Below are 21,015 nucleotides of genomic sequence, written 5' to 3' on the forward strand. Positions count from 1 at the left end.
TCATCGCAGCACCACCGTTTTGCGGCCATTGAGCAGCACCCGGTGCTCGATGTGCCAGCGCACCGCGCGCGCCAGCACCACACATTCGACATCCCGCCCCACGGCGGTGAAGTCTTCGGGGCTGAGGGTGTGATCCACACGCTCCACGTCTTGCTCAATGATCGGACCTTCGTCCAGATCGGCGGTGACGTAATGGGCCGTGGCACCAATCAGCTTCACCCCGCGCTCGTGCGCTTGGTAATAGGGCTTGGCCCCTTTGAAGCTGGGCAAAAAGCTGTGGTGAATGTTGATCGCCCGACCCGCCAAGAACTTGCAGAACTCGGGGCTCAAGATCTGCATGTAGCGCGCCAGCACCACCAAGTCGATGGCCTCGGCGTCGATCAGCGCTTCAATCTGCTGCTCTTGGGCGCGCTTGGCTTGGGCGGAGCTGCCGGTCGGCAAGGGCAGATGGTGGAAAGGGATGCCGTAGCTGGCGGCCAGATCGGCAAAGTCGGGATGGTTGGAGACGATGGCCGGAATATCCAGATCCAGCTGACCGCTGCGCCAGCGGAACAGCAGATCGTTCAAGCAGTGCCCATGCTTGCTGACCATCAAGAGCAGGCGCGGCTTGCGGGTCAGATCGTGGATCTGCAAACGCATCTCGAACTGATCGCGCACCGAGACGAACAAACGCTCCAGCGTCTGGCGATCAGCAAGATGCACAGGCGCTTCGAAATGCACCCGCATGAAAAACAAGCCGGTCGCATCCTCGCTTTGCACATCACCAAACTGCTGCGAGTCGATGATGTTGCAGCCCGCTTGATAAAGCAGACCAGAGACGGCGTAGACGATGCCTTTGGCATCGCGACAGGACAGGCTAAGGACGAATTGACGTTGACTGGGCATGGTGGCCGGGGATTCTACGCAGGCCCATGCGTTTCGACTGTGCCCTGTTACCGGATCTGACCCTCTGCCATCAACGAGAGGGTGGAGGCAGGGCTGTATCCAACGCCGACAACACCCGCTCAGGGGCGACTTCGGTCAGGCAGCGGTAGTGGCCGAACTTGCAGGTGCGCTCAAAACATGGGACGCAATCGAGTTGCAATTCGTCTTTGAGCCAAAGCACCCGGGCGCGCTCGTTGATGGGGGGCGTGTGATGCGGGCTGGTGGAGCCAAACACCGCCACTTGCGGCAACCCAAAGGCTGCGGCCACGTGCATCAGGCCGGAATCGTTGCTCACCACCCCGCGTGCGCCGGCAATCAAGGCCATAGCGACATCAAGCGAGGTACGCCCAGCCAAGGCGATGCAGGCCTCGGGGGCTTCAGCGGCGATGCCGTCGATCAGGGCCGCTTCCTTGCCCGAGCCCAGCAACACCACTTTGGCACCGTCACGGGCGTGCAAGCTGCGCGCCAAAGCGGCGTAATGGGCCGCAGGCCAGCATTTGGCTGGGCCATATTCAGCGCCCGGTGCAAAGACCCAATATGGCGGGTTCAAACCCTGCTCGCCGCCCAAAAAAGCCGCCAACAGGGCCGCCGCTTCAGCCCGGCGTTCAGCCGACACCTGCATCTGCGGACGCAAGACACCCGGGTCGAGCGTCGCCTCGGTCAGATCCGCCCGGGGGCCGAGCGAGGCCAAGGAGGCGTAGAACGGCACCATCGGCGGCCGCCCTTGCGGACTGGGCAGGCGCCGGTTCAACAAACCCCAGCGACCTTCACCGTGGTAGCCGATACGCACCGGCACCGCCGCGAACCAAGGCAGCAAGGCCGCCTTGATGGAGTTGGGCAGCACGTAGGCCACATGGAAGCGACCCCGCAGGGATTGACCCAAGGCGCGCCGCGCCGCCCAGTCGAGCCGGCCGTGGGCAAAGGGCAAGGCGATCACCTCGGCCACTTCGGGCATGGCACGGTACACCGGGGCCACCCACGGCAAGGCGGCCACGGTGATCACCTCACCGCGCCCGGCCAGGATGGCCATCAGGGGCTGAGTCATCACTGCGTCGCCAATCCACTGCGGCGCAATGACCAAGGTTTGCATCCGGGTCATCGGAATATCCGGGCAACGACTCAGTGATGGCCGGCGATCTTCTCGCCAGCCTTGAGGTGGTAGCCCGTGCCGCAGTAAGGGCAGCGACCCTCACCGTGATGGCTCAAGTCGATGAACACCTTGGGGTGCGAACTCCACTGAGTCATCTTCGGGTTGGGACAGAAGACCACACCAGGGCCTTGCAGATCAGCCGCAGTCACTTCGATGGAGGGCGAAGCCGTGCGGGCCGTGGAGACGGGAGAGGTGCTCATCGGGATTTTTCCTTCAAACCAAAGTCAGCCAATCGGCGTACTTGGGGTTGCGACCGTTGACGATGTCAAAGAAGGCCGCTTGGATCTTCTCAGTGATCGGGCCGCGTGAGCCCCCATCGCCCCGGTTGCCGATTTCGATCCGGTCGAGTTCGCGAATCGGCGTGACTTCAGCGGCCGTGCCGGTAAAGAAGGCTTCGTCAGCGATGTAGATTTCGTCGCGGGTGATGCGCTTTTCCACCACCTTCAGGCCCAAATCGGCGGCGATGGCGAAGATGGTGTTGCGGGTGATGCCGTTCAAAGCACCGGCCGACAAGTCGGGGGTGTAGACCACGCCGTTCTTGACGATGAACAGGTTCTCGCCGGCACCTTCGGACACAAAGCCGGAGGCGTCGAGCAGCATCGCTTCGTCGTAGCCGTCATCGGTGGCTTCGAGGTTGGCCAGAATCGAGTTGGTGTAGTTGCTCACCGTCTTGGCCTGCGTCATGGTGATGTTGACGTGGTGACGTGTGAAGCTGCTGGTCTTGACGCGGATACCGCGCTTCATGCCTTCTTCGCCCAGGTAAGCACCCCAAGTCCAAGCGGCCACCATCAGATGCACTTTGGCACCCTTGGGGCTGACGCCGAGTTTTTCTGAGCCCAGCCAAACCAGTGGACGGATGTAGCCGCTTTCGAGCTTGTTTTCGCGCACCACGGTGCGCTGCGCTTCCATCACCTCGTCAAAGGCGAAGGGGATCTTCATGCGCAAAATCTTGGCGCTGTTGTAGAGCCGCTCGGTGTGCTCGCGCAGCCGGAAAATCGCTGGGCCCTTCTCGGTGTTGTAGGCCCGCACGCCTTCGAAGGCGCCGCAACCATAGTGCAGTGTGTGGGTCAGAACGTGGATCTTGGCATCGCGCCACTCCACCAATTGACCATCCATCCAGATCTTGCCGTCACGGTCGTCCATCGACATGAGAAACCTCAGTATTGCTAACTTGCAAAGGCGCGAATTCTAGTTCGGCCCAGTCCACATGCCGCCAAAGACCGCTTTAAGACAGGTCGCGATCCTGCCACTGCTTGATGACCAGCACGGCTTGGGTGCGTGAATTGACGCCCAAAGCGCGCAGCACCGCCGCCACATGGTCTTTGACGGTCTCGACTGAAATCGTGAGCTCGCGGGCGATGGTTTTGTTGGTCGCCCCTTGAAGCAGCAGCCGCATCACATCCTTTTGCCGTGGGGTCAGCCCCAAGGTTTCCAAAGCCATGCTGTGCTGTGGTGCGGGCTCGACCGTGCCCGACTCGCGGCTGAACACTGAGCTTTGCCGCGCCATACCGCGCAAGCGCGCCGAACGCGACTCGATCGACAAGGTGCCCTCCAACGTCCCCGGCGTGCCAGCCGGCATGGGCGGCACATAAATCCCACCCGCCATCACCAAATGCAAAGCTTCGAACAGCATCTCGTTGCTAGCCCGTTTGGGGACAAAACCAGCGGCCCCCGCATCCAGCACCCGAATCACATCGCTGACCCGGTCCGAGGCCGAAACCACCACCACTGGCAAGGTGGGATGGTCGTGGCGCAGTTCGGTCAAGAGATCAAACCCATCGGCATCGCCGAGTTGCAAATCAAGCAACACCAAGTCGAGATCGGTTTGAGTGCGCAACAACTCGCGCGCCTCGTGTGCTGTCTCCACCCCCATAACGGTCTCCACGCCTTCCAACCCACCCACAATATTCTTCATGGCCGACAGGATCAGCGGGTGGTCGTCGATGAGCAGCACGTTCATTTTTATCCTCTTTCTTTTAATGTAACGTTCAACATCGTACCGCTTCGGGGTTCATTTTCTGGGCTAACCCAGCGCGCTTCCTATACTTACGGCCATGAAAAATCTTGCCGACATGCGAAAGAGCTACGAAGCCGGGGCCTTGGAAGAAACACTCGCGGCGTCCGAGCCGCTGCGCCAGTTCCAGACTTGGTTTGATGAAGCCATCGCCGCCAAAGTGACTGAACCCAACGCCATGACCCTGGCCACGGTCAATGCCAACGGGCGGCCCTCAACCCGCGTGGTGCTGATCAAGGACTTCGATGCGCGGGGTTTCGTCTGGTACACCAACTACGCCAGCCGCAAGGGCCAAGAGCTGGCGCAAAACCCGTGGGCCGCGCTGCAATTCCATTGGGTGAACCAAGAACGGGTGGTCCGCATCGAAGGTCGGGTCGAGAAAACGTCAAGCGAAGAATCCGACCTTTACTACGCCTCACGCCCGCTTGACTCGCGCCTCGGGGCTTGGGCGTCGCCCCAAAGCCAAGCCATCAGCTCACGCGCCGTCCTCGTCACCAACGCGGCCAAAGCAGCGGTGACCCACGGCTTGCACCCACCCCGCCCGCCGCACTGGGGCGGCTACCGCCTGATCCCCGACCGCTTCGAATTCTGGCAAGGCCGGCCATCACGTCTCCACGACCGCCTCGTCTACCAATTCGACGACCAAGGTGTGTGGCACAGGGAGCGGTTGGCCCCTTAACAAGGGCTCAACCACGCCATTGACAAACTCCAGTCACAAACTCACCCGCACGCCCATCGCCAGCGCACGACCCGGCAAGGGGGCGAGGCTGCGGACGGTGGGGACGGAAGCGGCGTTCCAAGCCAAGACATTGCCGAGGTTGTTGAGTCGCAGGAAGAACAGCCCGGTGCCAGAGCTACTGACCTCAAAGCGGCGCGTGAGTCCGAGGTGGAGCAGGCCGTAACCGGGGGTCGCGGTGTCGTCTTGGGGGACTTGGGTTTGGCGAGCCGCCCAGTCGAGTTCAAGGCGCGTGCTCCAGACTGACGCAGACAAGACGGTCGCCACGTTGCCGTGCCAAGGTGCCAAGCGCGGCAGGGGTTGGCCGTCGCTGAGGTTGAGGCCGCGCAGGCCCTCTGCGCGGGCTTCGGTGTCCAGCGTCAGCCCAGCGCTGAAACGCACCCGCCGGTGGCCGCTGAGCTCCACGCCGCTAAGCTGGGCCGGCACGGCTGAGAAGACGGACTCGGGCAGGCTGTAACTCAAGCCGTTGGCATTGAGCAGCATCACGGATCGGCCCGTAGCACCCAAAACGATGTAGTTGGCAAAAGCGCTGTGCCAAAAACCCAGCTTGACGCTGGCATCCGGGCTACGTTGTTCCAGCGCGGCAGAAACGTGCCCCCCTTGTTCCTTGGGCAACTGGCTATCACCGCGCTCAAACATCGCCGTGGCCACGTGGACGCCATTGGCAAACAGCTCGGCGTGGTTGGGGGCCCGCTCGCTGTGGCTGAGCTCAAGGTGGCTTTGCCAGCCGCTGGTGAGCTTATCGGTGCGCTCTAGCGACGCACTGAGCAAGTCAAAACGGCGCTCGCTGGCCGGACCGAATCGCCCCACCGTAAGACCCTGATCCCCATCCGAGGCGATCTGAGCTTGCTCGACACGCAAGCCGGCCGACCACAGGCCCCCGGCTGTCGGCAAGCGCTCAACCATGAACAGGGCTTGCTGCTTGCTCTGGGTGCTGGGCACAAAGGCTTCACTGCCCAAGGCTGAAAAGGCCGAACTCTCCCACTGCACGCCCAACACGCCCTCAGCACCGAGAAGCATGGGGCGGTGCTCCACCTCGATACGGCCGGCGTGGCCTGCGTTGTGGAAGATGGTTCCAATATCCGCACCAGCGATCTCCTCATGCTGGTAGTGCGATTCATCGAACCGGGCACGGATCTTGGATACCGCTGGAAGCACTTCACGCCACTCACCCGCCAAGGCAGAGCTGGTGCGCTGCATGTGGATGGTGACGTCGGGCTCGACCACCGTGCCGTAACGGCTCTCCCACTGGTCCACACTCAGCCCCAGCCAATGATGCTCACCCAACCAACTTCCGCCCACTGAACCGCCTTGGGAGTTGCTGGCCGAATTGAGCACCCGGTCGGTCGAGGCTGTACCCGGTTGTGAGTTGGGTTGTGGGTTAAAACGCGGCACATGCAGATCGTCCGTGACACGGCGCATGGCATCAACGTGCAAGGCCCAGTGCTCGCTGCCCTGCTCCAACACCGCCACCCCTGCGCGCTCTTGGGCTGCGCCACCCAGACGCACCTCAGTCCGACCAGAGAGCCCATCGGCCACCTCGTGCGGGATGCGTTGATCCGAACTATTGATGACACCGCCGATGCTGTTGCTGCCGTAGCGTAAGGCGTTCGGGCCACGCAGCACCTCGATGCGATCCGCCACCAGTGGATCCACCGGCACCGCGTGATCGGCGGAAAGGCTGGCCGCATCGAGCGAGGCCCCCGCGTTGCTCAGCGTCTTGACGCGGTCCCCGTCTTGGCCACGCAGGGCCGGGCGATTGGCGTTCGGGCCGAACCAGCTCTGCGCCACCCCGGGCACGCCGGAGAGGGTTTCGGCCAAGGTGGCCCCCCGTCGCAAGACCAACGCATCACCACTCAGACTTTCAGTGGCTGAGCCTGCGGTCGGTGACGCCGGCTGAGCGGTGATCACCACGGTCTCCAAGGACGGCACACTTTGCGCCCACAAAGCCGGAGAAACGGCAACCCACGCCAAGCCCGCAACCCAAGGCCGAGAAGTTTTTTTCATCATGAAAATCCACGCCAACAACACACCAACGACACACCAACCTTCGCGTGGCGTCACCACAGGCGAAGGGTCTTCAGCGAGCGTAGGCAGTGCGTGGGGGTGCTCGGGCCTGAGCGTGATGGGTAGGCCGCCACCCAAGACGCCCCCGTCTCGGCGGGCTGGGACGCAAAAAAGCGCCAAGGCGGGGCAGTCCGAACAGTGCAGGGATCGTCCAGACGCCCAGCGCGGCGGTCGCCAAGGCGTCGAACAGCCGGCAATCACTGCCATCCTCGCGGTGCCCATCAAAAAGCGCCGGATGACCGGGAGAACTCGCCGTGGCGGTCGCCCCCCCTACGGACGCCGTATGGAGCACCCGGTGCCAAAACCCAAGCGCTTGGGCGGCCAGCAAGGCCCCGATCAGCACCCAAGCCCAAAGGCTGCGACGACAGCGATCAGGGCACGAGGACGGCATCGCTCAGGCGGTAATAAAGCCCCGTCGGATCACTGCTGAGCAGTTGCAAGCGGCCTTCGAGCAACACGGCCTCGATGCCCACCTTGATGGCCGTTTTGCTATGCACTTCCATCAGCCCTTCAGGCCCGGCTGGGATGCAAAAAGCGCAAGAGGTCGGCACCGAAGAGAGCAAGAAATGCTTCTGTGTCGTGCCCGGGTCCAGCGGCATCACGAAACCCTGGACCTTGACGCGAGCATTGTTGAAGGCTTGCAACTCAGCCGGGAACTGCGGCACCACCCGGTTCTTCTCGATCTTGGGCCGAACTTGACCAAAGAGCCGCCAGCTCAACACCCCGGCTTTTTCAGCCAAGGGCGGCACGGCACTGCGCGGATCGTGATAACCCGGCATGCCGGGGCCGGCCACACCGGCCGAGGCGTTGCTGCCCACGGTGCCAAAGGCGGGCGGCCCGGGCGGCGCAGCCCAGCTTAACGTCCCCGAAACCCACACCAGCCCCCCCAACAACCCGGTCAGAATCGTGCGGAGGTAAAACGTAGGGGTGGTGTTCATGCGGTCGCCATTGTGCGGTAACAAAAAGCAAACCTCAACGAGGGGTTTGCAGCAGCACGGTCACATCGAGCCGATAGGCGGTGCGTGCTGGCAGCGCCGCAGCGATCAAAGCGACCAAGGCGGCTGCGGGGATCAACCAAAGCAACTCAGGAGGCCACACCCCGGCCATCACGCTCAAAGAGCGGTTCTGCGCCAACCAGAACCCCAGCAAGGCCGTGAGCCCCTGCGCCAAGGCCAAGCCCAGCACCAGCCCCATACCGACCAAGAGCTGCGCCTCGGCCAGCACCAAGGCAGCGACCCGACGCGGTGAGGCTCCGAGCATGCGCATCATGGCCAGATCGGGCAGACGCTCGCGCACGGCATGGATCAAACCCACCAGCACCGACAAGGCCGCCACCACCACCAAAGCCACGCTGAAGCCGCGCATCACCTCGGTGCCCACACTGATCAGTCGGCCCAAGCGCATCAGCTCGACCGCTGGCGACGCTGCCTGCCAAGGGGTTTGGGTCTGAACATATCGCGGCAAGCTCACCGCCGCCAAGGGGCTGCGGTACTTGAGCAGCAAGAGTGTGACTTCGCGGTCGTCGTGGTCGGCGTGCTCATCACCGTGGTGGTGCGCTTCATGCACCGCCCAGACCGATTCGAGCCCGGTCAGCGCCAGCCGGTCCAACACCGTGCCGGTGCGTGGCAAAAGCCCGACCACTGTGTAAGGCGCATCCTCGTGCTCTGCGCCGCCCGCGCCCAAGCCATGCGAGCCGGCGAAACGCTGGCCCAGGCCCCATCCGGTCTGACGCGCCACATCCACGCCCAGCACCGCTTCCAGCGGTTTTTGCCACAAACGCCCTTGCCCCGGCACGATCTCCGCCCCGTAATGCGCCAAATAGGCCGCCTCGGTGCCGACGATGCGAAACCCCTGCACGCTGTCCCCCAAGGACATCGGGATCACCTCACGCACCAAGGGCTGGGCGCGCATCGCCGCCAAGGCACTCAACGGGATGTTGCCCGTGGACACATCAAGGTGATAAACGCCCGCCAACATCAACTGCAAAGGACTGCCCTTGGCACCCACCACCAAGTCAATGCCTTGGACATCGCGCTGCAAACCGTCCTCGATCTGGCGGCTCACGAGGATCACAAAAGACACCGCCGCCAAGCCCAGCGTCAGCAAGGCCAAATTCAGCAGACTCACCCCCGGCCGAGCCCAGAGCTGGGCCCAAACCAGCCGCCAAAAACCGATCGACGGGTGGCTGTTCATAGCTCGATCTCCCGAGCCCGAGCACCGAAAGCGCGGCTCACCCGCGCGTCATGGGTGGCGATCAGCAAGGTCGCACCGTAGCGAGTGGCGGCGCTGTCCAGCGCAGACAAGGCTGCTGCGGCCGCCTCATCATCCAAACTTGCGGTCGGTTCATCCACCAACAGCAACGACGGTTGCGTCACCAAAGCCCGCGCCAGCGCTGCGCGCTGCGCCTGACCGCCGCTGAGCTGATGGGGACGACGCTGTGCAAACTCGGTCAAGCCCAAGGCATCGAGCAAGGCTCGCACACCCGCTTCGTCCGGCGGCAACCCCGCTGCCCACAACGCCAAGGCCACGTTGCGCTCGACGCTCAAAGCATCGATCCAATGCAAGCGCTGCGGCAAAAACCCCACGTGGCGCCCACGCCAACGATCGCGTGCCGCACCTTTCAAAGCACTGACGGCCACCCCATCGACATGGATCTGTCCCGCTGAAGGGCTGAGCAGCCCGGCCAACAGCGCCAGCAAGGTCGATTTCCCCCGCCCGGAAGCGGCGCGTAGCACCCAAACGGAGCCCCGCTCAACGCTCAAATTCGGAAAACAAATCGCCGTTGAGCTGCCCGGCCAGACGTAGCTCAGATCGCGCGTCTCAACCATGTCAAGCCAACAGCTGCGGCAAGGCGGCCCGCAGCTTGTCGAGCTTGGGGCGGATCACCACGGCGCAATAGCCTTGATCCGGATGACGTTCGTAGTACCGCTGGTGATAGTCCTCGGCCGGCCAGTAGTTGGACAACGGTGCGACCTCGGTGACCAAAGGCTGGGTGAAGAATATCGCTTGCTCAGCCAGCACGGCGCGAATCACCGCTTCCTGCGCAGGCGTCTCGAAATAGATCCCGGATCGGTACTGCGAGCCGATGTCATCGCCTTGGCGATTCAAAGTGGTGGGATCGTGCAACGCAAAGAAGATGCGCAGCAGGGTTGTCAGATCAATGCGGTTCGGATCGAAGCCAATCTGCACCACCTCGGCATGACCCGAACCGCCGCCACAAACCGCGTCGTAATCGGGCTCCAACTCGTGACCATTGCTGTACCCACTCTCACAGTGGACGACCCCCGGGACCGCGCGATACGCCGCTTCCAAGCACCAAAAACAGCCGCCCGCCAAGGTGATAAGCGCAGCAGGGTTTTGAGCTTGAGTGATTGGCAAGATTTCAATCGGCTGAGCGTGCATGTTTTTCTCCTGTCTACCTACAGACAACGCGCATTATTGCCGTCCTATTCTGCAAGTAACACCCCTCCAGAGCAGAACCGCTCCGGCAGAATCAAGCGCTTGGGCGCTATGCGTCGTCCTTTTGCGCCTCATTGATCGAGGTCTTGCCTCCAACATGCTCGATTTGGCCAGTTGCAAACCTTTTTTCAGTGCGCTTGTGCTTCCCCCCGTACCGCTGATGGGCTGGCTGCTGGCCGGTGCCTTGATCGCCAAACACCGTCCGCGCACGGGGCTGGCGCTCAGCTTGTCTGGCTTGGTGTTACTTTGGTTGTCGTGCAGCTTGGCACCCGCCGTGCTGATCCAGAACCTCCTGCTCAGGCCTCCCGCTGCTTTAAGCCCGGCCACGCTTGAAACCCTGAGTCGCCTCTCCACCACCGAACATCCCGTGGCCATCGTCATGCTGGGCGGTGGACGGGATCCGCTGGCCTCGGATTACGGTCAAGCCAACCTGAGTGAAGTTTCCATGACCCGCCTGCGCTACGGTGTCTGGCTGGCGCGCCGCAGCCACTTGCCCATGGCTTACAGCGGCGGCGTGGGCTGGGCACAGGCCGGTGAAACCAGCGAAGCGGTGATCGCCGACCGCATCTTGCGCGATGAGTACAGCTTGGAGCCTCGCTGGCTCGAACCCCGTTCACGCGACACCGAAGAGAATGCCCGACTCACCGTGCCGCTGCTGATGGGAGACGGTGTGGAACGCATCATTTTGGTCACCCACGCCCTGCACATGCCGCGCGCGCTGCGCCAGTTCGAGAAAGCTGCGGCCGGTCAGATCCAGATCACGCCAGCGCCCGTGAGCGAGCTTTCGCTCGACGACATCCCGCTGTTGAACTGGATGCCCAGCGGCTCAGGCATGAAAGCCATGCACGCGGCCTTGCATGAACTCATTGGTTTATGGGTGACCACCTGACGTGCTCGGCTGACTGAGCCGAGTCCACAGATCCTCCATCCTTCGAGTCACCTCGGCATCCATGGTGATGGTCTGCCCCCACTCGCGATCAGTCTCCCCGGGCCACTTGTTGGTGGCATCCAAGCCCATCTTGCCGCCTAAGCCCGAAACCGGCGAGGCGAAATCGAGGTAGTCGATGGGGGTGTTTTGCACCAACGTGGTGTCGCGCCCGGGGTCCACCCGGGTGGTGATCGCCCAGATCACGTCAGCCCAAGAGCGGATGTTCACGTCCTCATCGACCACCACGATGAACTTGGTGTACATGAACTGCCGCAAGTAGCTCCACAACCCGAACATCAAGCGCTTGGCATGCCCGGGGTAGCTCTTCTTCATGCTGATGATCGCCATCCGGTAACTGCACCCTTCGGGCGGCAGGTAGAAATCGACGATCTCCGGGAACTGGCGGCGCAGGATCGGCACGAACACTTCATTGAGTGCCACACCCAGCACAGCGGGCTCATCGGGCGGCTTGCCGGTGTAAGTCGAGTGGTAGATCGGGTTCTGACGCAGGGTCATGCGCGAGACCTCAAACACCGGGAACCAGTCTTGCTCGTTGTAGTAGCCGGTGTGGTCGCCGTAAGGGCCTTCAAGCGCGTGCAAATAACCCCCGCGCTCACACAGAGGCACGCCCAACTCCGAGCGACCTTCAAAACCTTTCGGTGCCACCGGGATGTGCCCTTCGAGCACCATCTCGGCGCTGGCCGGCACTTGCAACTTCAATCCCCCCTCGCCCACCCCACTCTCAGCCAGTTCAGTGCGCGAGCCACGCAGCAAGCCAGCAAATTGGTACTCCGACAAGCTATCCGGCACCGGAGTCACTGCGCCCAAAATCGTCGCCGGATCGGCCCCAAGAGCCACCGCAATCGGGAACGCTTGGCCCGGATTGGCTTGAGCAAATTCGCGAAAATCCAACGCTCCACCCCGATGCGCCAGCCAACGCATGATGAGTTGGCGTCGCCCGATGAGTTGTTGGCGGTAGATGCCAAGGTTCTGCCGGGTGCGCGGCCGAGGCACCGACTGCGGCCCACGTGTCACCACCAACCCCCAAGTCAGCAACGGTGCCACATCGCCCGGCCAGCAATGCTGGATCGGCAGCTGCGTCAGATCAATATCCTTCCCCACCACGATGTCGTGCTGACACAACGGTTTGCGGACTTGAGTCGGTTTCATGTCCCACACCGTTTTGGCCATGGTCCAGAGCCGGCCGGCGTCCTTCAAGCCACGCGGTGGTTCGGGCTCTTTGAGGCTGGCGAGCAACTCACCGATCTCGCGCAGTTGACTCACATCATCAGCCCCCATGCCCAAGGCTACGCGGCGTGGCGTACCGAATAGATTGGTCAGTACCGGCATAGATGCGGTTTTGCCCTGATGTTGTGCGGCCGTGAAAAGCAACGCGGGCCCCTCACTGCGCAACACCCGGTCCGACAAAGCCGTCATTTCCAGATGGGTTGAAACGGGATCAGCCACCTCAAGCAACTCGTCTTGACGGGCCAATTCTTGGATAAATTCGCGCAAATCGGTGTATCTCATCACGAAACAAAATATAACAAGCATGCTGTTAGGTTGACTGGTTATTTGCACCCCCCTAGAATGGGGGCTAAGCTCTTGACAGCCGGGGGGTTGTCTACTCTCTCTTTACGGATCCTTAAATCCCGATCTTTATCCGCCCAACCAAGAGGCGTGATCGCGGATTTCGCCAAAAAAGTCACAAACGACACACAGGAACGAAAGAGAGCAGTGCGGGAGCATTATCGAGGTGCCGGACGTTACATCCCGGCACCGCTCCAGTAACTGCAAAGGAAGGAGTGTCGTATGGACACATTCCGATCGTGGACTCGAGCACCGTGGGCAGCTGTAACGTCAACTCGGGATGCTTTATCGGCCCGTGGGCGGCAGTTGCTTACCCTCAGTCACCATTCGATGGCCCTTTTGGGCGTAGGCGTCTTCGCAGTCGCTTTGGTCGTGTTCGGTCAATCTGACTTGGGCACTGAATTTGAAGCTGAAGCCCTGACTTGGCTGCAACAACGGCACGCTGCGCGCGCTGTCGCCGATGCTGGCAACAACACCGCTCAAGAGGCGGTCGATGCCTCATGGGGCGACTTGAACGCTGTGGGTCGTGCCACAGCGGCTGATCCAGCCAAACTCAATCACCAACAGGCTTCGGTGGCCAAGTGGCTGTCGCACCGCTACCGCGTAGCCCCTGAACCGATCAGCCGACTGGTGCAAGAAGCGTGGCGCATGGGTCATCGCGAAAAGCTCGAACCGACGCTCATCTTGGCGGTCATGGCCATCGAGTCAGGTTTCAATCCGTTTGCGCAAAGCGCCGTCGGTGCCCAAGGCCTGATGCAAGTCATGACCCGGGTACACGATGCCAAGTACGAGGTCTTCGGCGGCAATCACGCGGCTTTTGACCCCGTGACCAATCTGCGCGTGGGTGTGCAGGTGCTCAAAGAATGCATTGCACGTGCGGGCGGCTCGCTCGAAGGCGGCCTGCGGCGTTATGTCGGGGCCACGAATCTAAGCGATGACGGCGGCTACGCCACCAAGGTGCTGGCCGAGCACAAGTACTTGCATCAAATCTCGCAAGGCGTCTTTGTGCCCGTCTCCGCGCATTTGCCTAGCCCCGCAGCAACGCCCGAAGCGCCTGCGACCGGCCAGCGCAACACCCGGTTGGCCATGCGCTGAATCCGCTACACTCGCCGCCGCCGCGCAACTGGCGATCCAGAGGGGAGGCTTGGCACTTTTTGCCATCCCAACCCCCTCTCCGAGGTGGTCAACCACCGGGGAGCGCGGCTGCCGACCCGCCGAGACGGGATCTTGCATGACGCCGTGCGCCTGGGCAGTCGATGCAACCTTAGCCATGATCCACAGGACCGCCCATGTTTGACCGCGCCACCCATACCTTGGCCCACATTGATCCCGAACTCAACCGTGCTATCGACGCCGAAGTGCGCCGCCAAGAAGAGCACATTGAGCTGATCGCCTCTGAGAACTACACCTCCCCGGCCGTGATGGCCGCGCAGGGCTCGCAGCTCACAAACAAGTACGCCGAAGGCTATCCCGGCAAGCGCTACTACGGTGGCTGCGAACACGTCGATGTGGTCGAGCAACTCGCCATCGACCGCGCCAAGCAGCTTTTCGGCGCCGAATACGCCAACGTGCAGCCCAACTCTGGCTCGCAAGCCAACCAAGCGGTGTTCTTCGGTCTGTTGCAGCCCGGCGACACCATCATGGGTCTGAGTCTGGCCGAAGGCGGCCACCTGACCCATGGCATGCCGCTGAACATGTCGGGCAAGTGGTTCAAGGTCGTCTCCTACGGTCTGAACGCGGCTGAAGACATCGACTACGACGCCATGGAAGCGCTGGCCCACGCGCACCGCCCCAAGCTGATCATCGCGGGCGCTTCGGCCTTTGCGCTGCGCATTGACTTCGAGCGCTTCGCCAAGGTCGCCAAGGCTGTGGGGGCTTATTTCATGGTGGACATGGCGCACTACGCTGGCCTGATCGCTGCTGGCGTCTACCCGAATCCGGTGCCGCATGCGGACGTGGTGACCACCACCACCCACAAGACCCTGCGCGGCCCGCGCGGCGGCTTGATCTTGATGCGCAGCGAAGAGATCGCCAAGAAGATCAACTCGGCCATCTTCCCCGGCATCCAAGGCGGCCCCTTGATGCACGTCATCGCTGGCAAGGCTGTGGCCTTCCAAGAAGCGCTGCAACCCGAGTTCAAGGCTTACCAAGAACAAGTGGTGAAGAACGCTGCCGTCTTGGCCGACACCCTGACTGAGCGCGGTCTGCGCATCGTCTCCGGTCGCACCGAGAGCCACGTGATGTTGGTCGATCTGCGCCCCAAGAACCTCACCGGCAAAGAAGCCGAAGCGCTGCTGGGCCGGGCCCACATCACCTGCAACAAAAACGGCATCCCCAACGACCCGCAAAAGCCCTTTGTCACCAGCGGGATTCGTTTGGGCTCGCCGGCGATGACCACACGCGGCTTCAAGGAAGAGCAGTCGCGTCAGGTGGCCAACTTGATCGCTGACGTGCTCGAAGCGCCGAACGACGACGCCGTGATCGAACGCGTCAAGGCCCAAGTGGCGCAGCTGACGCGTGACTTCCCGGTCTACCGCTGAGTTATTGCTAAACCCACCGTGCGCTGTCCCTTTTGCAATCACCCCGAAACCCAAGTCGTCGAGACCCGGGAATCGGACGAGGGGGACACCGTGCGGCGTCGCCGCCGTTGCCTCCAGTGCGACAAACGCTTCACGACCTACGAGCGGGCTGAACTGAGCCTGCCGGCGGTGGTGAAAAAGAACGGCGACCGGGTGGATTACGACCGCAGCAAACTGCGGGCTTCGATGGGCTTGGCGCTGCGCAAACGCAACGTCAGCGTGGACCGCATCGACGCCGCCCTCGAACGCATCGAAGACCAGCTCCGCTCCAGCGGCAGCAGCGAAGTCTCCACCGCTGAACTCGGCGAGCGCGTCTTGCTTGAGCTCAAACACCTCGACAAAGTGGCCTACGTCCGCTTCGCCTCGGTCTACCGCCAATTCGAAGACGTGGACGAGTTCAAGCGGCTGATCCAAGACATCTAGCGCCAAACCACCCCCCCACTCACCCATCCAAAGAGGGATAGCAACGACTGAACTTGTCGGCCTAAAGTGCGTTCAACGCATCAAGGACACGGGAGGACAGCGTGAACACACCGGATCGGGGTTGGACCTTGGTGGAGGCGCTCGTGGTGATGAGCATCGGTGCGCTTTTGCTTGGGCAGGCTTTGCCCGCACTCAGCAGCTTTCTCAGCCGTCGCCAGCTCGAAGGGCTCTCGATGCAGCTGCAAGCCGACATGCACGAGTGGCGTGCCCGCAGTGGGGCCAGTGGTCAGGGTCTGCGCTTGAGCTTGCACGCTGCGCCTACAGGCGGCAGTTGTTATGTGGTCCACACGGGTGATGCCGATGCTTGCGCCTGCTCCGATGCGGGTCAAGCAACATGCCAAAGCGGCACGCTGCTACTGCGCAGTGTGTTTATTCCAGACACCACCCGCGTGCAATTGAGTGCCAACGTCAAATCGCTGCGGGTCGATCCACGCCAAGGCACCGTGAGCCCGGCCGGCAGCTTTGATCTGAGCAGCAACGATGGCAGCGTGCGCCTGCGCCATGTCGTCAACATCATGGGCCGGGTGCGCCTGTGCATGGCGGCCGGCAAGATGAGCGGCGTGCCCGCTTGCTAACCGGCGAAGGAAGCGAAAAAGGAGCCCACCATGCGCGGCTGGACCTTGATCGAACTGGTGGTGGTTTGCGGCCTCATCGCCTTGCTCAGCACGCTGGTCATGCCCAGCTACCGCGACCATGTGCTGCGCAGCCGGCGCATGGAAGCCCTCAGCGCCTTGATGCAGATCGAACAAGCCCAAGAGCGGCGCCGCTCGTTCCAGCCCAGCTACACCAACACCCTTGGCGCAGGCGGCTTGGACTTGCCGTCCACCACGCCCAACGGGCTCTATCAATTGAGCCTGAGCACCGTGATCGGCACCGAAAGCAGCGCCTACAGCATCACGGCCATCGCCCAAGGGGCCCAAGCAGACGACAGCCCGTGCCAACGGCTGGGCGTGATCCTGAACGCCGGCAACCGACAGATGGTGTCCGGGACCGATGCCCAGCTTGGCAACACCGCCGCCATGAACCGGCGCTGCTGGGTGCAGTAGTGCCAGGAGCAGCAAGGAGCCGCCATGAACCACCACCTTCGATCCAGCCGCCTGCCCCCAACCGGCTTCAGCCTGATCGAGATGCTGGTGGCGTTGGCCTTGAACATGCTGATCATGATCAGCGCCAGCAGCTTGGTGTTGATGCACCTGGCCGAGCAAAAACGCCTGCACGCTGAAACGCGACTGCATCAAACGCTACGCCACAGCGTGGATCTGATCGCGCGCGATCTGCGCCGCGCCGGTTACTGGGGTGCTGCGGGGGATGAACCGGGCCGAGCCAACCCTTATGGCGGCTTGTTTCCGGTGGATCAGAACCCGGCAGGCCTGAGTTCACAGATCGGCTACAGCTACAGCCGCGACACCAAAGAGGACTCGCTCGCCAGCAACCAAGAGCGCTTCGGCTTTCGGCTCCATGCAACTAGCAGCCAACGCAGTGCCGATATCCGACTCTCAGGCGGCAGTCTCGCCTTAGCCAGCAATGACAACTGGCAAGCCCTGACCGACCCCGCTGCGGTACACATCACCCGTCTGGACATGACCCCCACCGTTCAAGTCGTCTCCTTGATCGCGCAATGCCGCATCCAAAGCTGTGCCAGCAGCGATACCCCATGCCCCCCGCGCCTGCTACGCCGGGGCGTGCAGATCGACATCGACGGCGTGGATGCCAAAGATCCCAGCGTGCGGCGCAGCCTGAGCGCCTACACCCTGCTGCGCAACGACGAGGTACTGGGGCGTTGCCCGTCATGAGCACAGCACAACGCTCTCACGGCTCAGCCACGCTGGGCTTGGTCTTGGTGCTGCTCACCAGCTTGGCGCTGATGATCGTTTATGGCCACCAAGCACAGTGGGCCGACATGCGCGGTGCAGCGCACGGCGTGCGTGGCCTCATGGCCTTTGAAGCCGCCGAGGCCGGCCGTGCTTGGGGCAGCGCCTTGTTGGCCTCATCGAACCGTTTGAACAGCGCCTGTCAGCCAGATACCGCCTCCGGTTCGGCCACCCCCAGCTTCAGGCAACGCTTGCTGCGCTTCAACCCGGCCACGGGTCGCCACCAAGCGGCCCAAACCAACCCCTCACAGCCCGCATGCTTGATGCAAGGAGGCACGTGGCAGTGCGCATGCCCCGATCAAGGCCTGGCCACCTTGGCCCCACCCGACCCCAACGTGCAAGACGGGGATCATCCGGCCTTCAGCGTGCGCATCACACCCTTGGCATCGCCCGCACCGGCCGGTCATGCGCCAACCCAGCTTTGGGTTGCGGCGGCGATCAAACCGCCGAGGCTCAAGCCCAAGTGAAGATCGTCTTGGCCCCGGTCGGCTCTTTGCGCTCGCCCCCGCAAGCCACCTTGAGTGCCGGCATAAACATCGAGATCCACGGCCCAGCGGCGATCATCAACACCGACCCACAAAGCATGGGCTTGGCGCTGGCTGCGGGAGGCGGCATCCAGCTTGATGCCAGCGCGCAGCTCATGGGTCTGCCCGGGAGCCCACCACAGGCATCGGTTTTGGCCTTCGACCCCGGCTTGCAACATCCAGCAGTGGGCACCATCCCCACCCCGCCCCCGAACCTGTGGTCCTCCGACTGGCCGATGCGCCTGTTCGGACTGCCCGGCAGCAGCTTGGTCAAACTGCCGCACTGGAGCCTGCCCCCTTGTACCGGCGGGCTCTGTGACGCGAATGCCACCCAAACCGCGCTGGACCAAGGAGCCACCGCCTTGTGGCTGCGGGGCGATGGGCATCTCACCGGCCCGCTGACCGTGGGCCGAGCCGATCAGCCGGTGATTTTGGTGGTGGAAGGCCACCTGCAACTGCAAGGCGAGGTCCACATCCACGGTTTTATCCTCGCGCAGCGCCTGAGCTGGCGCCATCCCGGCACCTCGGCAAGCACAGCACCGGCCACCTTGGACGGAGCCGCCGTGGCCCAGACCGACGCCCTGATCGACGGTCGCATCGTCATGAACCGCGACCCCACTGTGCTGCAACGCTTGCAACTCGACACGGGCACATGGGTGATGCTGCCCGGCCGCTGGCGCGATCACGAACCCTGAAAGGTGTTGATCATGGCCACCCTGATGCACCGATGTCGTTCATGGACCGGGTTCTCGCTGCTCGAAACCCTGATCGCCACCTTGGTGCTAAGCATCGGCATCGTCGGTCTGATGCGCTTCCAAGCGGTGTTGCGCAGCAGTGGTGATTTGGCCCGCCAACGCATCCAAGCAGCCCGCTTGGCCAGCCATGAGCTGGAACGATTACGCAGCGCATGGGGCACGACCCAACCCACGAACACCACCACCACACTGCTCCAGTCCGATACCCGCTATGAGCAAATCGGCAGCCTTGCAGCGTGGGGAACAGGCACGGGACTCAGCCATCTCACCCATGCCCAAGTCAGGTTGAACTGGTCCCCAGCGCAAAGCGGCCCGCAAAATTTGGCGCTGAACACCTTGCTCAACGAGATGCCCGCCGACGTACCCGGCTCCTTGCTGCTGGCCCCTGACATCGCACCGTGGAACGGCCCGAGTGCAGATCAACCGCTCAAGCGCCATCCAAGCATCCCCCTTCAGGCCAAAGATTTGGGCGACGGCAGCATCGCCTTCAAGCCGCGCATAGACGGTGCCCTGGTCTGGCTGTTCGATGCTAGAAGCGGCCTTGTCACCAGCCGCTGCAACAGCGACCCTAGCCTGAACAACAGTCAACTCACCCGCAGCAGCTTGAGCGGCTGCACGTTGATCAGCGGTTTTTTACTCGCAGGCTACGTGCGCTTTGCCACCAACAGCGACAATCCCAACGCCGCCGATGTGGCCAATCCTCCCAGCCCCGCCCTTGATCTCGACATGCAACTCAGCCTCACCAGCACCGGGCACCCCAACCCGGCCGTCGAATGCCTCGACGATGCCCCGGCCGTGGTCAATCCAGCGCAAACCATCGTGAGCTACAGCTGCTTGGTCCAACCCGCAGGCAACCCCGCACGCTGGTCGGGACGGTTGAATGTGTTGGCACGCGGCTGGAGTTTGCGAATCTGTCGTTACAGCCAAGATCGCAACGGCAACGGACGCATCGACAACGCCGAGCATCCCCAGAGCTACACCGATGTCAGCAGCTCCTTGGCGGATCAGAATTTTCTGGTGGTGCGCGCCGCCACCCTGTGCCCGGCCTACAACCTCAGTCCCGATCCAAGCGGCGTGCTACCACCGCTGCCCTTGGTGACACAGCCCCATCAACCCTAGCCCAGCATCCCGCCGTGCCGCACGCTTCGCACCCACCGTTGACCCCCGACCACCAAGCCATGCAGCGCGCGTTGGCGCTGGCCCAACACGCCATCGGCTTGTCCGACCCCAACCCCCGGGTGGGCTGCGTGCTGGTGCAAGCGGATGGTCAAACCATCGGCCAAGGCCACACCCAACAAGCGGGCGGTCCCCACGCTGAAGTCATGGCCCTGCGCGACGCGAGGCAGCAAGGCCATGAGCCGAGAGGTGCCACCGCCTACGTCACGCTGGAGCCCTGCTCACACCACGGTCGCACCCCGCCGTGCTGTGACGCGCTCATCGAAGCCGGCGTCAGCCGTGTGGTGGTGGCCATCAGCGACCCCAATCCGCTGGTCGCCGGCCAAGGGCTGGCCCGGTTGCGCGCTGCCGGTATCACGGTCGATGTCGGCTTGCTGGCGCACGAAGCACGCGAGCTGAACATCGGCTTTTTCTCGCGCATGGTGCGCAAGCGCCCTTGGGTGCGACTCAAAGTGGCAGCCAGCTTGGATGGCCGGACCGCCTTGCCCGACGGTCGCAGCCAATGGATCACCAGTGCGGCGGCACGCACCGATGGGCATGCGTGGCGCAAGCGCGCTGGGGCGGTACTGACCGGCATCGGCACCGTGCTGGCTGACGATCCACGCCTTGATGTTCGACTGGTCACCACCGCCCATCAGCCCCTGCGGGTGGTGGTGGACGGCGGTCTGCGCCTGCCCCCCCAAGCGCACATCTTGGCGGCACCGGGACGGGTGCGGATCTACACCGGCGTGCGTGATCCGCTGCGTCTGGCTCAAGGCC

General features: G+C 62.9%; 24 protein-coding genes and 1 riboswitch. Of the genes, 12 read left to right on the forward strand and 12 right to left on the reverse strand.

Translation table 11 applies throughout. The features are described 5' to 3' along the window. From purU to AC3VI7_RS02055, 5 genes are all read right to left on the reverse strand, one after another. The gene (purU, locus tag AC3VI7_RS02035; protein ID WP_489667701.1) at nt 1-885 is read right to left on the reverse strand and encodes a formyltetrahydrofolate deformylase; all 885 of its coding nucleotides are present in this window, start codon (nt 883-885) and stop codon (nt 1-3) included. 70 nt (nt 886-955) lie between these two features. Continuing rightward, nucleotides 956-2,023 carry a lipopolysaccharide heptosyltransferase II gene (gene waaF / locus AC3VI7_RS02040; protein WP_489667702.1) on the reverse strand — a complete coding sequence of 356 codons (1,068 nt, stop codon included), beginning with the start codon at nt 2,021-2,023 and terminating at the stop codon, nt 956-958. Between the two features lie 20 nt (nt 2,024-2,043). After that, nucleotides 2,044-2,274, reverse strand: a complete 231-nt coding sequence (locus AC3VI7_RS02045; RefSeq protein WP_489667703.1) for a zinc-finger domain-containing protein — start codon at nt 2,272-2,274, stop codon at nt 2,044-2,046. 13 nt (nt 2,275-2,287) lie between these two features. After that, complete coding sequence (locus AC3VI7_RS02050; RefSeq protein ID WP_489667704.1) at nt 2,288-3,223, reverse strand: branched-chain amino acid transaminase; 936 nt, start codon at nt 3,221-3,223, stop codon at nt 2,288-2,290. Between the two features lie 76 nt (nt 3,224-3,299). After that, nucleotides 3,300-4,034 (reverse strand): response regulator, encoded by a 735-nt coding sequence (locus AC3VI7_RS02055; protein ID WP_489667705.1) that lies wholly within the window; start codon nt 4,032-4,034, stop codon nt 3,300-3,302. 94 nt (nt 4,035-4,128) lie between these two features. Here AC3VI7_RS02055 and pdxH point away from each other — a divergent pair, with 94 nt between their 5' ends. Beyond that, nucleotides 4,129-4,767, forward strand: coding sequence for a pyridoxamine 5'-phosphate oxidase (gene pdxH, locus AC3VI7_RS02060; protein WP_489667706.1), 639 nt, complete (start codon nt 4,129-4,131; stop codon nt 4,765-4,767). Nucleotides 4,768-4,800: 33 nt separating this feature from the next. Here pdxH and AC3VI7_RS02065 read toward each other — a convergent pair whose 3' ends face one another. The 6 genes from AC3VI7_RS02065 to msrA all read right to left on the reverse strand — a co-directional run bounded on the left by AC3VI7_RS02065 (nt 4,801) and on the right by msrA (nt 10,293). Then, a complete protein-coding gene (locus AC3VI7_RS02065; RefSeq protein WP_489667707.1) occupies nt 4,801-6,831 on the reverse strand; it encodes a TonB-dependent receptor in 2,031 nt (676 codons plus the stop codon). A 73-nt stretch (nt 6,832-6,904) separates the two neighbouring features. Further along, nucleotides 6,905-7,282 carry a hypothetical protein gene (locus tag AC3VI7_RS02070; protein WP_489667708.1) on the reverse strand — a complete coding sequence of 126 codons (378 nt, stop codon included), beginning with the start codon at nt 7,280-7,282 and terminating at the stop codon, nt 6,905-6,907. After that, nucleotides 7,263-7,829, reverse strand: a complete 567-nt coding sequence (locus AC3VI7_RS02075) for a DUF3299 domain-containing protein (RefSeq protein ID WP_489667709.1) — start codon at nt 7,827-7,829, stop codon at nt 7,263-7,265. The genes AC3VI7_RS02070 and AC3VI7_RS02075 overlap by 20 nt, the downstream gene beginning before the upstream one ends. A gap of 34 nt (nt 7,830-7,863) precedes the next feature. Then, nucleotides 7,864-9,084, reverse strand: a complete 1,221-nt coding sequence (locus AC3VI7_RS02080) for an FtsX-like permease family protein (RefSeq protein ID WP_489667710.1) — start codon at nt 9,082-9,084, stop codon at nt 7,864-7,866. Beyond that, entirely contained in the window at nt 9,081-9,719 is a 639-nt protein-coding gene (locus AC3VI7_RS02085; RefSeq protein ID WP_489667711.1) for an ATP-binding cassette domain-containing protein, read from the reverse strand. The genes AC3VI7_RS02080 and AC3VI7_RS02085 overlap by 4 nt, the downstream gene beginning before the upstream one ends. Before the next feature lies 1 nt (nt 9,720). Beyond that, on the reverse strand, nt 9,721-10,293 hold the full coding sequence (gene msrA / locus AC3VI7_RS02090; RefSeq protein ID WP_489667712.1) for a peptide-methionine (S)-S-oxide reductase MsrA: 573 nt from the start codon (nt 10,291-10,293) through the stop codon (nt 9,721-9,723). Nucleotides 10,294-10,489: 196 nt separating this feature from the next. Between msrA and AC3VI7_RS02095 the strand changes: the two genes are divergently transcribed. Continuing rightward, nucleotides 10,490-11,239, forward strand: coding sequence for a YdcF family protein (locus AC3VI7_RS02095; RefSeq protein ID WP_489667713.1), 750 nt, complete (start codon nt 10,490-10,492; stop codon nt 11,237-11,239). Here AC3VI7_RS02095 and AC3VI7_RS02100 read toward each other — a convergent pair. Continuing rightward, on the reverse strand, nt 11,222-12,808 hold the full coding sequence (locus AC3VI7_RS02100; protein WP_489667714.1) for a UbiD family decarboxylase domain-containing protein: 1,587 nt from the start codon (nt 12,806-12,808) through the stop codon (nt 11,222-11,224). The genes AC3VI7_RS02095 and AC3VI7_RS02100 overlap by 18 nt on opposite strands. A 432-nt stretch (nt 12,809-13,240) precedes the next feature. On the opposite strand from AC3VI7_RS02100, the gene AC3VI7_RS02105 reads away from it, so the two are divergent. From AC3VI7_RS02105 to ribD, 10 genes are all read left to right on the forward strand, one after another. Further along, complete coding sequence (locus AC3VI7_RS02105) at nt 13,241-13,963, forward strand: lytic transglycosylase domain-containing protein (protein ID WP_489667715.1); 723 nt, start codon at nt 13,241-13,243, stop codon at nt 13,961-13,963. Nucleotides 13,964-13,977: 14 nt separating this feature from the next. Next, nucleotides 13,978-14,126, forward strand: a riboswitch (ZMP/ZTP riboswitch). Between the two features lie 31 nt (nt 14,127-14,157). Continuing rightward, nucleotides 14,158-15,408 carry a serine hydroxymethyltransferase gene (glyA, locus tag AC3VI7_RS02110; protein ID WP_489667716.1) on the forward strand — a complete coding sequence of 417 codons (1,251 nt, stop codon included), beginning with the start codon at nt 14,158-14,160 and terminating at the stop codon, nt 15,406-15,408. A gap of 18 nt (nt 15,409-15,426) precedes the next feature. Next, a complete protein-coding gene (gene nrdR / locus AC3VI7_RS02115; RefSeq protein ID WP_369417037.1) occupies nt 15,427-15,870 on the forward strand; it encodes a transcriptional regulator NrdR in 444 nt (147 codons plus the stop codon). Between the two features lie 101 nt (nt 15,871-15,971). Continuing rightward, the gene (locus tag AC3VI7_RS02120; protein ID WP_489671087.1) at nt 15,972-16,505 is read left to right on the forward strand and encodes a GspH/FimT family pseudopilin; all 534 of its coding nucleotides are present in this window, start codon (nt 15,972-15,974) and stop codon (nt 16,503-16,505) included. A 30-nt stretch (nt 16,506-16,535) separates the two neighbouring features. Then, on the forward strand, nt 16,536-16,976 hold the full coding sequence (locus tag AC3VI7_RS02125; RefSeq protein WP_489671088.1) for a type IV pilin protein: 441 nt from the start codon (nt 16,536-16,538) through the stop codon (nt 16,974-16,976). Nucleotides 16,977-17,000: 24 nt separating this feature from the next. Then, nucleotides 17,001-17,723, forward strand: a complete 723-nt coding sequence (locus tag AC3VI7_RS02130; protein ID WP_489671089.1) for a PilW family protein — start codon at nt 17,001-17,003, stop codon at nt 17,721-17,723. Next, nucleotides 17,720-18,268 carry a hypothetical protein gene (locus AC3VI7_RS02135; RefSeq protein WP_489671090.1) on the forward strand — a complete coding sequence of 183 codons (549 nt, stop codon included), beginning with the start codon at nt 17,720-17,722 and terminating at the stop codon, nt 18,266-18,268. Before AC3VI7_RS02130 ends, AC3VI7_RS02135 begins: the two co-directional genes overlap by 4 nt. Continuing rightward, entirely contained in the window at nt 18,265-19,020 is a 756-nt protein-coding gene (locus AC3VI7_RS02140; protein WP_489671091.1) for a hypothetical protein, read from the forward strand. The genes AC3VI7_RS02135 and AC3VI7_RS02140 overlap by 4 nt, the downstream gene beginning before the upstream one ends. 12 nt (nt 19,021-19,032) lie before the next feature. Continuing rightward, nucleotides 19,033-20,199 carry a type IV pilus modification PilV family protein gene (locus AC3VI7_RS02145; protein ID WP_489671092.1) on the forward strand — a complete coding sequence of 389 codons (1,167 nt, stop codon included), beginning with the start codon at nt 19,033-19,035 and terminating at the stop codon, nt 20,197-20,199. Between the two features lie 59 nt (nt 20,200-20,258). Beyond that, a partial coding sequence (ribD, locus tag AC3VI7_RS02150) for a bifunctional diaminohydroxyphosphoribosylaminopyrimidine deaminase/5-amino-6-(5-phosphoribosylamino)uracil reductase RibD (protein ID WP_489671377.1) occupies nt 20,259-21,015 on the forward strand: 757 nt, incomplete at its 3' end.

Source organism: Leptothrix toolikensis (SeqCode) (assembly GCF_057922285.1).